This is a genomic window from Suilimivivens aceti, from assembly GCF_025567405.1.
GTDB lineage: Bacteria > Bacillota > Clostridia > Lachnospirales > Lachnospiraceae > Suilimivivens > Suilimivivens aceti.
In genome coordinates this window covers 162,961-177,015 of record NZ_JAOQKJ010000006.1, presented here as the reverse complement: position 1 = coordinate 177,015, position 14,055 = coordinate 162,961, and the positions used below count along the sequence as shown (strand labels likewise).

Here is a 14,055-nt window from a genome sequence, read left to right as displayed (position 1 = left end):
ATATTCTCATACAAAATGACATTATTTGGGTAGTAGCAATAGCCATTTAGGCAATATTATAAACAGATCTGACAGAAAGGGTATCCGTATTTCCCTCAAGCACTTCGACCGTTTTTTCTCCAGCTTCCATATCAAAGAAATTATCAGAAAGCTTTAAGCTTCCATCAGCATTTCCAATCATGACATTCTTGGCATATTTTTCAGCCCTGACTGTAACCTTATTTCCTTCTGCCCTTACTGAAAGCCTGGGATCCTCAAAGAAATAGTGTTTTGGCGCTGTAAACAGACAGCTGTTTTCAGATACCACCTCTCCATTAACAATAAAGGCATAGCTGATGTGGATCTTTCTCTCTTCAAAGTCCTCCAGATCGATCTGATCAAGCCATACACCGTCAAGAGCAGGCACCGTCAGCTCCTGTCCCCCCTCAAGAAGCACAGAACTGTCAGGCAGGCATACCTTCCATTTCACAATTCCCTTTACCTCCTGCATGGTCTCATTCGCTACATGAAGCCTTGCCTTTACCAAAATAGGATGCGGCTCTGATACACAGAACGGTCTTTCACTGAGTTCCCCTGTTTCCTCGCAGGAGATCATAACCGGTGCATACATTCTCTTTTCTGCATAGTGCAGCGCCTTCCATCGTCCATAGTAATCGATGCTTGCCCAGGATGCTACCGGCCAAATATCATTGAGCTGCCATACCACAGCTCCCATACATCTGCCACGGTTTCTGCGGAAATGCTCCACCCCATAGCGGATCGCATCTGCCTGCAGGAGCTGGGAAGCATATAACAGCTGGTCAAAATTCTTCGGATAAAGATAGGTTGCTGACAGGTAATTCATGATCTTACCGTTGGCTGATGTATTTCTCTGGTGCATTTCCATCACCCTGGAGAAAATGTTCCGATCCTGTGGCTCCGTAAAGGTCTCTACTGTCTGCATACATGGAAAGGACTGGAATCCAAACTCAGACAGATAACGGAAGTGGTAATTCCTGTAATCGGTAAAGGGCTTGTTGCCATGCCACACTGCCCAGTAATGGGTATCTCCACGATTTTCATCCCATGGATCATCATAGTTTCCACCTGATGAGGGACTGGATGGCCAGTAAAAGGTCACCGGATCCTCCTCCTGCAGGATATGGGGAATGATATATTCAAAAATCTTGATATAATCGTATTTCTGCTTGATGGAGGGCTTCCATGCCTTATCTAACGTCTGTGTCTCCATTTCGTTATTACCACACCACAGGGCAAGGCAGGCATGATGCCGGAGCCTTCTGACGTTATCCCGGATTTCTGCTGTGATATTACGTTCAAAATCATCATCCAGCTCATAGCTGGCACAGGCAAACATGAAGTCCTGCCATACCAGAAGTCCCAGCTCATCACAGATATCAAAGAAATAATCGTCAGGATAATAACCGCCGCCCCAGACCCTGATACTGTTATGATTAACAGCTGCTGCATCGGAAAGAAGCTTCCTGGTTCTTTCTTTGTTTATCCTGGAGAACAGATTATCCTCAGGGATATAGTCTGCACCCATGGCAAAGATCTTCACGCCATTCACTTCATGGGCAAAGCACTCACCCCATTCATCCTTATCTGTATTCACCGTCAGGGTACGGAGTCCGATCCTTCTTTCATAGGTATCCAGCACTGCACCATCCCCAGAAAACAGAGTCAGCTTTACCTGATAAAGGGGCTGCTCTCCGTAGCCTCTCGGCCACCAGAGCTTCGGATCTGTTATAACGATATGATAATCCTCCGGATCAGCCCCTTCTGCCGGCACATAGGTTCTGCCCTCAGGATCTGTTACAATGACCTCTATCCTTGTGTTATCCTCCTCTGTAAACAGTTCAAGTGCCACATCAAAGTCAAGAGTTACTCTGCCCTCTTCGTGCTCCTGCGTGATATACACAGAATCAAAACGGCTTTTCGCGATATACAGCAGGGAAACCTCTCTGAAAATACCAGCATCAGGGAGCCTGGGACCCCAGTCCCATCCAAACATACAGTGTGCCTTTCTAAGATGTGGAAAGCCTTCCATGGCATCCCCGGAACCACCGGTATATACCTTTTCATTTTCTTCCTTGATGTATCTGGTAGGCGAATGAAGCTCTACCCGCAGGGTATTCTCCCCCTCTCTTAAGCTTTCTGCTACATCAAACTCATAGGTTCTGTGCATATTGCAGGTGCTTCCAAGAAATATATCATTCAGGAAAATATCTGCCAGTGTATCGATTCCTTCAAACCTGAGAAGTACGCTGTCATACTCCCCAGCCTTCTTCTCTGCCATGAAGGTATCGGAAAAGGTGAAGTCATTGTCCATCAGCGGCAGAACCTGCAGCTCATTATCTCTGTAATAGGGATCAGGAATATAGCTTCCCGCAAGAAGGGCACTGTAAACAGAGCCCGGTATCTGTACCGGAATGCCTTTCTCGGGAATCAGTCCGCTGTCCTTTCCCTTTATTTTTAAATTCCAGTTTCCATTTAATATCTGTTTTTCCATTTCTTTACTCCCAGTTCATTTATTTTCTGTTCTTCAGTATAGCATACCTCCTTCATTGGAAATAGAAACTTTTGAGTAGAAAATTGTACAAAATCGTCCTTTCTATGCTATACTTGTTTTGTATAAAAACGAAAAGAAGGGAAACTGCGTCATGAAGCAAGCGCATAAAAATGAAATCACAAATCCGAAAACCAGGCGTGCCAGACAGATTGGAGCTCTGATCTGTGTCGTACTTCTTGTTCTCCTGTATGTGGCGACTCTTATATTTGCCATTCTGGATTTTGAAGGCTCTGACCAACTCTTTGCAGCCTGCCTGATGGCAACGGTCGGTCTTCCGATCCTTCTGTGGATCTATATCTGGGTCTACGGTAAGTATACAGGTAAGCATACCCTTGCAGATGCACCAGAAGCTGAAAAACCTGATCAAAAATCCTTCTGAAGCATTTCAAAAAGTCCCTCTGCCGCTTTGGAAAGGGGCTTTCTTTTTTCTTTCAGCACACAGATATGCCGTCTTGGTATGATCTTATTAAACCGCAGTTCAAACAGTCTGCCAGACTCCAGCTGCTCTTTTGCAAACTCCCTCATCACACAGCCTACCCCCAGATTACGCAGGGCAAACTGCACAATCATGTCACTGGTCGCCAGTTCAAATTCAGGATGCATTTCCACATGATTCTGATAGAGAAACCGATCCATGCATGCCCTGGTACTGGTATTTTTTTCAAGACAGATCAAAGGGAGCTTTTCCAGCTCCTGCAGATCCAGCATCTTATTTTTATACTGGATAAATTTTCTTCCTGCTACAAAGCAGTCCTCAATCTCCTTCACCGGAAAAGTCTCCTGCTCCTCCTGCTCCTCAAAGGGTGACGTGATCAGTCCAAAGTCGATCTGGTCTTCCTTCAGAAGCTGCCGGGTTTCCGGTGTTGGGGCATTGGTTACTGTAACCTTGATATGCGGATATTTCTCATGGTATTTTTCAAGAAAAGGCAGCAGATAAAACCGGAGCGTCATATCACTGGCTCCCACTCTTATCTCTCCGCTTTCCAGATCCAGCATCTGACGAAGCTGCCTCTCTCCCTTTTCAATCTCCTCATAACCTTTTTTTACAGACAAAAAAAGCTGTTCTCCCTCTGCAGTCAACCGGATGCCCCGGGATGCACGGATAAACAGCTTTGCACCAAGGCTCTCCTCCAGCTGTCTGATTGCCTGGCTTACAGCAGGCTGTGACACAGAAAGTGCCACAGCCGCCTTTGTTATACTTCCATATGATGCTGCATAATAAAATACCTTATAGTATTCCAGATTACCGATCATATCCTCTCCTGTTATTCCTTCAGACCCCTGCTCTTAATGGAAGCCACATCAATCAGGGTAAACTGATCCATCTTGTGCTCCATGCTGGTTACCAGTGCCCTTGCCGTGTCCATGGCAGTGATACAGTTGACACCGGTTTCGATCGCTGTACGACGGATCAGGAAGCCGTCTCTCGTCTTATCCCGTCCCTGGGTCGGTGTATCAATGACAAGGTCAATCTTATGTCCAAGGATCAGATCCATAACAGTCGGGGATTCCTGTGAGATCTTGTTGACCTGTCTTGCATGGACTCCTGCTTCCTTTAACGCATTACAGGTACTTCTTGTTGCATAAATGGTATAACCAAGCTTCTCGAAACGCTGTCCGATCTCAATAGCCTCTCCCTTGTCGGCATCCTTTACTGTGATGATCATCTGCCTGTACTTTGGCAGATCCACGCCTGCACCAAGGAATGCCTTGTACAGTGCCTCGTTAAAGGTCTTTGCAATACCAAGGCACTCACCGGTAGACTTCATTTCCGGCCCAAGGCTGATCTCTGCTCCACGGATCTTCTCGAAGGAGAATACCGGCATCTTGATAGCGAAGTAATCTGCCTCAGGCTGCAGTCCCGGCTCATAGCCAAGCTCTCTGATCGTCTTGCCAATGATGACCTCTGTAGCCAGATCCACGATAGGAATACCGGTTACCTTGCTGATATAAGGAACGGTACGGGAGGATCTGGGGTTAACCTCGATAACATAAACATCCTCACCGATCGCAATAAACTGGATATTGATGAGTCCCTTTACATGCAGTGCCTTTGCCAGTCTTCTGGTGTACTCTGCAATCTTTTCCTTCACTGCAGCTGTAATGGTCGGTGCCGGATATACAGAAATACTGTCACCGGAATGGACACCTGTTCTTTCAATATGCTCCATGATACCTGGAATCAGGATATCTTCTCCATCACATACCGCATCAACCTCGATCTCCTTGCCCTGCAGATACTTATCTACCAGGATCGGGTGATCCTGTGCGATCCGGTTGATAATGTTCATAAATTCTTCTATTTCTTCATCGGAAATGGCGATCTGCATGCCCTGTCCGCCAAGCACGTAAGAAGGTCTTACCAGTACAGGATAACCCAGCCTGTTGGCTACCGCCTTGGCCTCCTCTGCAGTATAAACTGTACCACCTGCAGCTCTTGGGATTTCTGTCTGCTCAAGGATCTTGTCAAACAGCTCTCTGTCCTCTGCCGCATCTACATCCTCTGCCTTGGTTCCCAGGATCGGAACTCCCATCTTCATCAGGCTTTCTGTCAGCTTGATCGCTGTCTGTCCACCAAACTGTACAACAGCTCCATCCGGCTTTTCCAGATTGACGATGCTTTCCACATCTTCCGGTGTCAGAGGTTCAAAATACAGCTTATCCGCGATATCAAAGTCTGTACTTACTGTTTCCGGATTGTTATTAATGATCACTGTTTCATAGCCGGCCTTTGCAAAGGCCCAGGTAGCATGGACAGAACAGTAGTCAAACTCAATACCCTGTCCGATACGGATTGGTCCTGAGCCAAGTACCAGCACCTTCTTCTTCGGGTTGGTCTCTACGGCTTCATTCTCGCCGCCATATACTGAATAATAGTAAGGTGTGCTTGCCTCAAACTCGGCTGCACAGGTATCTACCATCTTGTAAACTGCTACGATGCCATTATCATAACGCAGCTTTTTGATCTCTTCTTCCGGTCTGCCGGTCAGTCTGCTGATGACATTATCCGGGAACTCCAGCCTCTTGGCTTCCTTCAGGAGATCTACAGTAAGCGGGCCCTCCTTCAGGGCATTTTCCATCTCTACCAGGATTGCCAGCTTGTCAATGAACCACTCATCGATCATAGTGATCTCATGGATGGCATCATAATCGATCCCCTTACGGAGCGCCTCTGCGATCACGTAAATCCTCTGATCGTCTACGATCTTCAGCCGCTCCAGCAGTTCTTCCCTGTTCAGGGCAGAAAAATCATAGCTGAGCAGACAGTCCACATGCTGCTCCAGGGAACGGATAGCCTTCATCAGGGCTCCTTCAAAGTTATGGCAGATACTCATAACCTCTCCGGTAGCCTTCATCTGTGTGGTCAGTGTTCTCTTTGCTGTAATAAACTTGTCAAAAGGAAGTCTCGGCAGCTTCACTACACAATAGTCCAGTGTAGGCTCAAAGCTTGCATAGGTCTTTCCTGTAATTGCATTCTTGATCTCATCCAATGTATAACCGAGGGCGATCTTCGCTGCCACCTTGGCGATCGGATAACCGGTTGCCTTACTTGCAAGAGCAGAAGAACGGCTTACTCTGGGGTTTACCTCGATAACACAGTACTCAAAGCTGGTCGGATGCAGGGCAAACTGCACATTACATCCACCGGTGATCTGCAGCTCATCAATGATATTGAGGGCTGCGGTTCTGAGCATCTGGTATTCCTTGTCAGAAAGGGTCTGGGAGGGTGCCACTACGATACTGTCTCCGGTGTGTACCCCAACCGGGTCGATATTTTCCATGTTGCAGACGGTGATGCAGTTTCCTGCGCTGTCACGCATTACTTCGTATTCGATTTCTTTCCAGCCTGCGATACATCTTTCTACCAACACCTGTCCTACTCTGGAAAGACGCAGTCCGTTCTCCAGAATGGTCTCCAGCTCTGCCTGATTATGGGCGATTCCACCGCCGCTTCCGCCAAGAGTATAGGCAGGACGCAGTACTACCGGATAACCGATGGTCTTTGTGAAGGCAACACCATCCTCCACACTCTCAACAACCTTGGATGCCGCACAGGGCTCTCCGATCTTTTCCATGGTATCCTTGAATTCCTGACGGTCCTCCGCCTTCCTGATGGTAGCTGCTGTAGTTCCGAGGAGCTTTACCCCATGGGAAACAAGGAACCCGCTTTCTGCAAGCTCCATACCAAGATTCAGTCCGGCCTGTCCGCCAAGCGTAGGCAGGATGCTGTCCGGTTTTTCTTTTTCAATGATCTGCTCGAGGACACGTGCTGTTAAAGGCTCAATATAAACCTTATCTGCAATATCCTTATCTGTCATGATCGTTGCCGGGTTGGAATTGACCAGGATTACCTCTATACCCTCTTCCTTCAGGGAACGACAGGCCTGGGTTCCTGCATAGTCAAACTCTGCTGCCTGACCAATCACAATAGGGCCGGAGCCGATTACCATAACTCGCTTTACATTAGGATTCTTAGGCATCTTTGTTAACCTCCATCATCTTGATAAATCTGTCAAACAGATAGCCGGAATCCTGAGGACCCGGGCATGCCTCCGGATGATACTGTACGGTGAAGATGTTCTTTCCCGTATATTTTAATCCTTCATTGGTTCCATCATTTACATTGATAAAAGCGGGTACTGCCACAGCAGGATCCAGCTTGTCCATATCTACTACATAGCCGTGGTTCTGAGAAGAAATATATACTCTTCCGGTCTCCAGATCCTTCACAGGATGGTTACCGCCACGATGTCCGTACTTCATCTTGAAGGTATCGGCTCCGGTAGCCAGCGCCATGAGCTGATGTCCGAGGCAGATTGCAAAGATCGGCACATCTGAATCATACAGCTTTTTAATTTCTTTAATAATAGAGGTACATTCCTTGGGGTCTCCCGGGCCGTTGCTCAGCATAATGCCGTCCGGATGGTCATTCAGGATCTCCTCTGCACTGGTCAGTGCCGGATATACGGTCACATCACAGCCACGCTGTGCCAGGGAGTGTGCGATATTCTTCTTGGCGCCAAGATCAAGAAGGGCTACCTTCTTGCCAATACCGTTTAATTCCTTTACGATACTGGGGCGCATTTCTCTTTCGCCGGCTTCATAAGCTTCCTTATCAAATCTGGCGCTTCCGGAAATCGCTCCGTTTTCTGCAAGATCTCTGGATCCTTTGATCACATATTTTTCCTTGCAGGTTACCTTTTCCACTACCTTGCCGGTGGTATATTCTTTTAACCTAGGGAGAACTGTGTTAAGGTCATAGGCTTCATCTGTAGTGATCATGCCATTCATAGTACCCTTTTCACGGAGGATCTTCGTAAGGGCTCTGGTATCAATTCCTGCAATACCGGGAATATTCTGCTGCTCCAGGAATTCCTGAATCGTGATATCCTTTCGGAAATTACTGGGGATCCTTGATAATTCCCTGACAATAAATCCATCCGGCCATGCCTGTACTGATTCCATGTCTTCCAGGCATACCCCGTAATTTCCAATCAGAGGATACGTCATGCACACTGCCTGACCGGCATACGAAGGATCTGTCAGAACCTCCAGATACCCCGCCATTGATGTATTGAATACTATTTCACTGATCACTTCCCTGACTGCGCCGATATGCGTTCCTTCAAAAACGGTGCCGTCTTCCAGGATTAAAAATGCCTTCATATAAGTATCCGTCTCCCTTCCTTTGTCCAAAAATCCATAATCGATTTATTATAGCATAAGGTTTCCCCTGCTTCAACTGACATTTTTCATACTTTCAGCCATACTGGAGCTTACCGTTATGTCAGCCGGCATAGGGAATATACGTAAAGCACTCCTCAATATCTTCGCCATTCAGTTTCCATACCCATCCATCCTCTTCTGGAGCCTCCAGGGTAAATTCACAGATCCTGCCATCTGGAAGAGCTGCTTCCACATAATTTACGCCATCTGTTTTCATCAGTATAAAAGTACTTCCTGCGGGAACTGTTTCTTCCTGGCCGCTTCCTCTTTCTGTTCCTTTTTCTCTCACCGGAAGCTGCAGGTCAACCATAGATGTCAGTTCTATCTTCCAGTCTGTATAGGCTGCTGTTATTGTCCACAGTTCATCTTCTGTTTCCGGCATGCCATCCTCTCCTGTATGGAAGGTTTTAAAAGCACTGTAAGTACCGAGGATATCAAACCGGCTGCTCATGAGGAAGCTGTCCGGATCCAGTTCCGTCCTTTCCTGTCCATTCATGGAAAGCCCTTCTGCTCCCACAAATACAGGTCCGTCCTCTGTCAGGGCAAACACCTGCAGATAGGACTGATCTCCCTCTCCAAAATTCTGCAGATACAGAAAATATCTTCCATCTTCGCTGCGGATCACATAACCGTAAGACTGGTAGCTGCTGATATAATCTTCTGTTCCCTTCAGCGTTACCGTATCATATTCCTGTCCGTCATAGCTGATGATAAAGGAGGTGGCATAGCCATCCTCATCTCTGTCAGCCCTGTAATAAAACTCTTTCTCTGTTCCATCCCCGTCAGGATCGATACTGATCCGTTCTTCCTCCTCAAGTGCCACAGCACTGTCCTTCTGCTTCTTCTGGTATTCTTCCAGAAACAGATCCCCATACTCTGCAAAAGGGAAATCAAGCTGCTGTGCACCTGCTGCATAAGGTGCCAGCGTATACATATTAAAATAAACTGTCACTCCATCCGCAGAAACTGTAAATAACGGCTCCCCATAGTCACTGTTCTCTTCATAAAAAATACTGTTCAGGGTATCCTCATACCCTTCATAAAGGCCACTTTCCTCATTAATCTCAGCAAGCTTCTCTGCGGCTCTTTCATACAGACTGTCATAATCTGCTGCAATATCCCTCAGGGTCAGTATTTTCCCTGTTAAAGGATCTGCATTGAGTGTCCTTCCAAATGTAGAAGGATGTGCACCGCCAAGCCAGAGATATTCATTATAATAAAGACTTATTAACTTCTCATCTGTCCGGAAAAAGTTGATGCTTCCCTCAACGGTCAGATCCTGCGCATAAGTATCTTCTCCAGCATTTTCCCATATTTCCATCCAGTCATTCTTTGCTTCCGTATACTCTGCCATCTGGTCGTCATAAATTTCCTGATTCCACGTATCCAGCGTTTTCTGAAGGGCCTCATGCTGGTCATCCAGCACAATGACTTTCGGAATTTCGGTACTGATCAGTTGTTTATAGGTACTATCACTATATACGGATTCATAATCGTAATCCACAAACAGGGGAATAACTGCACTTCCAGTCACTGATCCGGCCTTTCCTCCGCTTGCTGTCCCATCTTCTGATTCACCGCCTGCTGCCTCGGTTCCTGCTTCACTGCTTTCTGCTCCACCTGTTGCATTTTTCCCGCAGCTGGAAAGAAGCAGTGCCGTCAATCCAAACAGTATCACGTAGTAACTTCTCTTTTTCATATGGTCTCCTTTTACACTTCCGCCTTTCTCTTTGTACTGCCATTATACTTATTTCGTTCGATTCTATCTACGTTTTAGCTTAAATATATTTTCTTTCAAAAAAGCCCCGCAGAAAACAATTCTGCGAGGCCATTTTCCATTCTTTTATTTGAAATAGTGAACACCGGATTCAAAGATCTTCAGATCCTGCTCTCCGTAAATATTAATGGCAACACCTTTATCTCTTCTCTCTACATGTGCCATCTTACCAAAGCATCTGCCGTCCGGCGAGGTGATACCCTCTATGGCTGCATAGGAACCGTTGACATTCCACTCTTCATCCATGGAAACATTGCCTTCCGGATCACAGTACTGGGTCGCTACCTGGCCATTTGCAAAGAGCTTGTCGATCCACTCCTTCGGTGCTACGAAGCGTCCCTCTCCGTGAGAGGCAGGAGTCACATAAACACCACCGTTTTCTGCACCCTGCAGCCAGGGTGACTTGTCAGATACCACTCTGGTATAAACCATCTTGGAAATGTGACGGTTAATGGTATTGAAGGTCAGTGTCGGGGAATCCTCCTTCTGACCGGTAATCTCACCATAGGGAACCAGTCCCAGCTTGATCAGTGCCTGGAATCCGTTACAGATACCAAGTGCAAGACCATCCCTCTCATTCAGAAGCCTCATAACCGCTTCTTTGATCTTTGCATTCTGGAAAGCTGTTGCAAAGAACTTGGCACTTCCATCCGGTTCATCACCGGCTGAAAAACCACCGGGGAACATGATGATCTGTGCCTTGTCAATATCCCTTTCAAAGGCTTCTACAGAAGAACGGATATCTTCTGCGGAAAGATTGCGGAATACTCTGGTGATCACCTTCGCACCGGCTCTTTCAAATGCCCTTGCACTGTCATATTCGCAGTTGGTTCCGGGGAATACCGGGATAAATACAGTCGGCTTTGCTACTTTATTTTTACATACATAAATACTGTCTGTATGATAAGGTTCTGAAGCCACCTTATCTGTTCCCTTTTCTGCCTTATAAGGAAATACCTTATCAAGTGGTGCCTTCCAATCAGCAAGCGCTTCCTCTACCGTCAGCTTCACATCCTTATAAGTAAATACCGGCTCTTCTGTTACTTTCGCTACGATCCTGTAGTTCAGATCCTCAGCATCCAGTGCCTTTGCATCCTCTTCTGACATTTCCAGCACGATATCACCAAGACAGTTTTCAAAAAGATCGCCTTCCTTAATATCTTCTGAGTAGGAAACACCAAGCTTATTACCAAAGGCCATCTTGCTGACACCGGCAACAAGTCCTGCACTGTCAAGTGCATAGGCAGCCTTTACTTTTCCTTCTCTCATCAGCTCTGTAATAAAACTGAACATTTCCATTACATGTGCATATACAGGAATATCATATTCATCTTTATCAAACCAGAGCTGTACCAGTACATCTCCCGCCTGTTTTAATTCCGGCGTAATGATCTCTTTATTCTTAGCCACATCCACTGCAAAGGACACCAATGTAGGCGGTACATCAATATCGTTAAAGGTACCAGACATACTGTCCTTGCCGCCGATAGAGGGAAGTCCATATCCAATCTGTGCATCATAGGCACCAAGCAGTGCTGCAAAGGGCTGGCTCCAACGCTCAGGGTCTGCAGTCATCCTGCGGAAATATTCCTGGAAGGTAAAGCGGACCTTGCTGTAATCTCCGCCTCCTGCCACGATCTTTGCAAGGGACTGTGTCACTGCATACACTGCACCGTGGTAAGGACTCCATGAAGAAAGATAAGGATCAAAGCCGTAACTCATCATGGTAACGGTATCTGTCTTGCCCTTCAGGGAAGGAAGCTTGGCTACCATGACCTGTGTTTCTGTCAGCTGATATTTACCACCATAGGGCATCAGCACACTGGCAGCTCCGATAGAAGAGTCAAACATTTCCACAAGTCCCTTCTGGGAGCACACGTTCAGATCCCTTAAGGTTTCTTCAAAAGCTGTCTTAATATCACCCTCTTCCAGTGCCCTGGCTACAGCAGGAAGAGCTGTTTTCTTCAGATAATTGTCTTCCTTTGAGGGAATATTCACTACCACATCAGTTTCCTGGTGGGCACCGTTTGTATCAAGGAAGGCTCTCGCAATATTGACGATCTCTCTGCCTCTCCATTTCAGTACCAGTCTTGGCTCCTTTGTTACAACTGCTACGGGAACTGCCTCCAGATTCTCTTCAGCCGCATAGCCAAGGAACTCCTCGACCTTATCTGGAGATACCACAACTGCCATTCTTTCCTGGGATTCAGAAATGGCAAGCTCTGTTCCGTCCAGTCCGGCATATTTCTTAGGTACTTTATCAAGATCTACCACAAGACCGTCAGCCAGTTCACCGATGGCGACAGAAACACCGCCTGCACCAAAGTCATTACATTTCTTAATGATACTGCTTACTTCCCCACGGCGGAACAGCCTCTGGATCTTACGCTCTGTAGGTGCGTTTCCCTTCTGTACCTCTGCACCGCAGGTCTCAATGGAGGTTTCTGTATGCACCTTGGAGGAACCGGTTGCACCACCGCAGCCGTCACGTCCTGTTCTTCCGCCAAGCAGGATGATCACATCATCCGGATCAGAATTTTCACGTATCACATTCTTCCGGGGAGCAGCACCCATGACAGCACCGATCTCCATTCTTTTAGCAACATAATCAGGATGATAGATCTCCTTTACATAGCCGGTTGCAAGACCGATCTGGTTACCATAGGAAGAATATCCGCTTGCTGCACCTCTGACCAGCTTCTTCTGTGAAAGCTTGCCCTTCAGTGTTTCAGAAACCGGAACCGTAGGATCTGCCGCACCTGTTACACGCATGGCCTGATATACATAGCCTCTTCCTGAAAGGGGATCACGGATTGCACCGCCAAGGCAGGTAGCTGCCCCACCAAAGGGCTCGATCTCGGTAGGATGATTATGTGTCTCATTCTTGAAGAACACCAGCCACTCTTCAGTCACAGGTCCTTCCCCATAATCAATTTCCACAGGTACGACTACAGAGCAGGCATTGATCTCATCAGATTCTTCCATATCCTGCAGCTTGCCGTCCTTCTTCAGCTTACGCATAGCCATCAGTGCCAGATCCATCAGACAGACAAATTTGTCACTTCTGCCTTCAAAGATCTCCTTACGTGTATCCAGATAGCTTTCATAGGTTGTTTCAAGGGGAGCTCTGTAATAGCCATCCTCAAACTCAATATTCTTCAATTCTGTTGAAAATGTGGTATGACGGCAGTGATCTGACCAGTAGGTATCAAGTACTCTGATCTCTGTCATCGTGGGATTTCTATGTTCCTCTGTCTTATAATAATTCTGGATATGCAAAAAATCCTTGAACGTCATGGCAAGGGACAGGGAATCATACAGCTCCTTAAGGCTGTCTCTGTCCATTTCACAGAAACCGTCAAAGATAATAACATCTGCAGGCTCTTCATACTCACTTACCAGGGTATCCGGCTTCTCCATGCCGGTCTCCCTGGAATCCACAGGGTTGATACAGTACGCTTTGATCTTCCCGAATTCTTCCCCGCTGATATCTCCGGTTAAAAGATAGGTTACTGCAGTCCTGATGATCGGTTCCTCATCTTCCTTTAAGAACTTCACACACTGTACTGCGGAATCTGCTCTCTGGTCAAACTGTCCTGGCAGGAATTCCACACTGAATACCTTTCCATCTGCTGGGATCTCTATATTTTCTCTGTACAAAATATCAACCGGCGGTTCGGAAAATACGGTTCTGCATGCTTCTTCGAAAATCTGATCTGAGATATTCTCCACATCATACCGAATGAACTCTCTTACCTCCTTCACTCCCGTAATGCCAAGGTAGCCTACGATCTCTTCCTTTAATTCCTTCGCCTTGACGGCAAAGGGCGGTTTCTTTTCCACGTAGATACGTCTTACATTTCCCATGTGAATTCATTTCCTCCGTTGATGAATTGTACTAGTTTTTGTGCGCATATCATTTACATTATATCGAATCCTGTCTTTTTTGCAACGGATTCTGCAAATTATTCTCGGATAC

Annotated in this window: 7 protein-coding genes; 1 reads left to right on the top strand and 6 read right to left on the bottom strand. The window is 46.7% G+C overall.

Annotated elements, in window-relative coordinates; translation table 11 throughout:
* Nucleotides 1–46 precede the first annotated feature (46 nt).
* The gene (locus tag OCV77_RS08785; RefSeq protein WP_262574675.1) at nucleotides 47–2,512 is read right to left on the bottom strand and encodes a beta-mannosidase; all 2,466 of its coding nucleotides are present in this window, start codon (nucleotides 2,510–2,512) and stop codon (nucleotides 47–49) included.
* 151 nt (nucleotides 2,513–2,663) lie between these two features.
* Here OCV77_RS08785 and OCV77_RS08780 point away from each other — a divergent pair, with 151 nt between their 5' ends.
* Nucleotides 2,664–2,951 (top strand): hypothetical protein, encoded by a 288-nt coding sequence (locus OCV77_RS08780; RefSeq protein ID WP_262574673.1) that lies wholly within the window; start codon nucleotides 2,664–2,666, stop codon nucleotides 2,949–2,951.
* Here the strand turns inward: OCV77_RS08780 and OCV77_RS08775 are convergent.
* The 5 genes from OCV77_RS08775 to OCV77_RS08755 all read right to left on the bottom strand — a co-directional run bounded on the left by OCV77_RS08775 (nucleotide 2,936) and on the right by OCV77_RS08755 (nucleotide 13,943).
* Entirely contained in the window at nucleotides 2,936–3,826 is an 891-nt protein-coding gene (locus OCV77_RS08775; RefSeq protein WP_262574672.1) for a LysR family transcriptional regulator, read from the bottom strand. The genes OCV77_RS08780 and OCV77_RS08775 overlap by 16 nt on opposite strands.
* An 11-nt stretch (nucleotides 3,827–3,837) precedes the next feature.
* Complete coding sequence (gene carB / locus OCV77_RS08770; protein ID WP_262574670.1) at nucleotides 3,838–7,053, bottom strand: carbamoyl-phosphate synthase large subunit; 3,216 nt, start codon at nucleotides 7,051–7,053, stop codon at nucleotides 3,838–3,840.
* On the bottom strand, nucleotides 7,046–8,239 hold the full coding sequence (locus OCV77_RS08765) for a carbamoyl phosphate synthase small subunit (protein WP_118798191.1): 1,194 nt from the start codon (nucleotides 8,237–8,239) through the stop codon (nucleotides 7,046–7,048). The genes carB and OCV77_RS08765 overlap by 8 nt, the downstream gene beginning before the upstream one ends.
* Nucleotides 8,240–8,360: 121 nt before the next feature.
* Nucleotides 8,361–9,998, bottom strand: coding sequence for a DUF3298 and DUF4163 domain-containing protein (locus OCV77_RS08760; RefSeq protein ID WP_262574669.1), 1,638 nt, complete (start codon nucleotides 9,996–9,998; stop codon nucleotides 8,361–8,363).
* Between the two features lie 144 nt (nucleotides 9,999–10,142).
* Nucleotides 10,143–13,943 carry a phosphoribosylformylglycinamidine synthase gene (locus tag OCV77_RS08755; RefSeq protein ID WP_262574668.1) on the bottom strand — a complete coding sequence of 1,267 codons (3,801 nt, stop codon included), beginning with the start codon at nucleotides 13,941–13,943 and terminating at the stop codon, nucleotides 10,143–10,145.
* Nucleotides 13,944–14,055 lie beyond the last annotated feature (112 nt).

What these genes read in the sequence shown, in the direction of transcription:
- OCV77_RS08785 (WP_262574675.1), bottom strand. Translation starts at nt 2,512, where the DNA reads ATGGAAAAACAGATATTAAATGGAAACTGGAATTTAAAAATAAAGGGA.
- OCV77_RS08780 (WP_262574673.1), top strand. Translation starts at nt 2,664, where the DNA reads ATGAAGCAAGCGCATAAAAATGAAATCACAAATCCGAAAACCAGGCGT.
- OCV77_RS08775 (WP_262574672.1), bottom strand. Translation starts at nt 3,826, where the DNA reads ATGATCGGTAATCTGGAATACTATAAGGTATTTTATTATGCAGCATCA.
- carB (WP_262574670.1), bottom strand. Translation starts at nt 7,053, where the DNA reads ATGCCTAAGAATCCTAATGTAAAGCGAGTTATGGTAATCGGCTCCGGC.
- OCV77_RS08765 (WP_118798191.1), bottom strand. Translation starts at nt 8,239, where the DNA reads ATGAAGGCATTTTTAATCCTGGAAGACGGCACCGTTTTTGAAGGAACG.
- OCV77_RS08760 (WP_262574669.1), bottom strand. Translation starts at nt 9,998, where the DNA reads ATGAAAAAGAGAAGTTACTACGTGATACTGTTTGGATTGACGGCACTG.
- OCV77_RS08755 (WP_262574668.1), bottom strand. Translation starts at nt 13,943, where the DNA reads ATGGGAAATGTAAGACGTATCTACGTGGAAAAGAAACCGCCCTTTGCC.